The 1,604-nt window shown below is 73.5% G+C and carries 1 protein-coding gene; it reads right to left on the reverse strand.

Annotated elements, in window-relative coordinates:
- Positions 1–141: 141 nt before the first annotated feature.
- Positions 142–1,194 (reverse strand): phosphotransferase, encoded by a 1,053-nt coding sequence (locus FOE67_RS25200; RefSeq protein WP_182667123.1) that lies wholly within the window; start codon positions 1,192–1,194, stop codon positions 142–144.
- Positions 1,195–1,604: the final 410 nt, after the last annotated feature.

The raw sequence follows: 1,604 nt of genomic DNA on the forward strand, positions 1-1,604 counted from the left end.
TCTCTCCCCTCCCGCCCCTCCCGCCGGCGGTTCGTCGGGGGCCACCGGTGACCCCGGTGCGCCGGGGGAGCCCGGGAACGCCGTCTATCTGCGCCTGCTGCCGCGTCTGGTGGAGGTGCGGGGCGGGGGCGACCCGGCCGTTCAGGAGCGGAACGCCTCCCGCACCGCCGCCGCGTTCCGGCACCACCAGGGCACCAGCGCGGAGGTGGCGGGGAACTGCGGGTCCACCCGGGGGTCCTCCCGCTCGTAGTGCCAGCGCAGGATCCAGAAGTCGTTGAGCCGTTCCCACCACACCCGGTGCGCGCCGGCGGCCAGTTCCTCGCCGTCCACGCCGGTGGCGGCGCGGTAGCCGCGCGCGTAGGCACGGACGCGGGTCAGGTCGAGGGTGCCGTCGGGCAGCAGGAAGAAGATCGCGGCGGCCCGGGCCACCTCCTCGGCACGGGGGCGGGTGCCCAGGCGGTCCCAGTCGAGTACGGCGAGGGCCTCACGCGTGCCGTCGGACGCGCCGGCGGGGGAGTAGAGGACGTTCAGCGGATGGAAGTCGCCGTGCACCCAGCCGGTCGGGGGGATGAGCGAGCGGTCGGGGCGTTCCCGGGCGTGGCGGTCGAGGAGCGCCAGGCGCTCGCGCAGTCGGCGTTCGGCGAGGAGGTCGAAGTCGGTGCGACGCCCGCCCGCCCGGGTGCGGGCGAGCAGGTGCTCGGCGGTGTGCCGGGTCCGTTCGGGGTCGGCGGCCTCCAGCCCCAGGCCGGGAAGCGGCCCGAGGGGGCGGGGGAGCAGTCGCTCCAGGGCGCGGTGGAGCCGGCCGAGGAGTTCGCCGAGGCGGTGGGCCTCGCGCAGGCTGAGCGCGGCGCCCCGGAGATGCCGGCCGGTGACCCAGGGGTGCACGGCGTAGGAGCGGTCACCGAGGAGGACGACGGTCTTTCCGTCACGGTCGGTGAGTGGGGGGCACAGGGGGAGGCCGGTCCCGTGGAGGGCGGTGACGACGCGGTGGGCGGTCTCCACGGGGAGCACGGATTGGTCATCGCCACCCAGATGGTGTTTCAGGAAGAAACGACCACGGGTGGTGACGAGATGGTATCCGCGGTTGAGCAACCCCCGGGTGAGGCGGGTACACGTGCGGGGGGCACCGATGTCGAATCGGCGCAGGATGGAGCGGAGATCCCGCCTCTGGGGCGGCGCGAGACCGAGCGGCACGCCGGCATCGTAGATCACTCTCGGCAACGGATACGATGCGTGATGTTGATATGACCATTGAGGTGTTGTGGTGCGGGTCGTCGAATGCGCCCCCGCTCGAACGCCCGCGCGTTCACGGCCGGCGCGTCCGAACGAATCGTTTCAATCCCGTCCCCTTCACCCTCCGATGCCCTCCCGGGAGGACCTCGGAGGCCTTCCGGTGCTCGAAAACGGTGACACAGAGTGTTCGATCGGCGTGAGGCGGGCCCCTCCGCCCCCGCCACTCCCCGGTCGTTCCCGGCCGTGCGGCGCCGCGAAGCGGTTCCGGACCGCCGCCATCCGCCGCCGTGTGCCGTCAATCGCCATCAAGTGCCGTGATCCGCCCCCTGCCGGACCACCCGACCGGCCCCTCACCGACCCGGTCGGCACCC

Source organism: Streptomyces calidiresistens, assembly GCF_014141525.1.
GTDB lineage: Bacteria > Actinomycetota > Actinomycetes > Streptomycetales > Streptomycetaceae > Streptomyces > Streptomyces calidiresistens.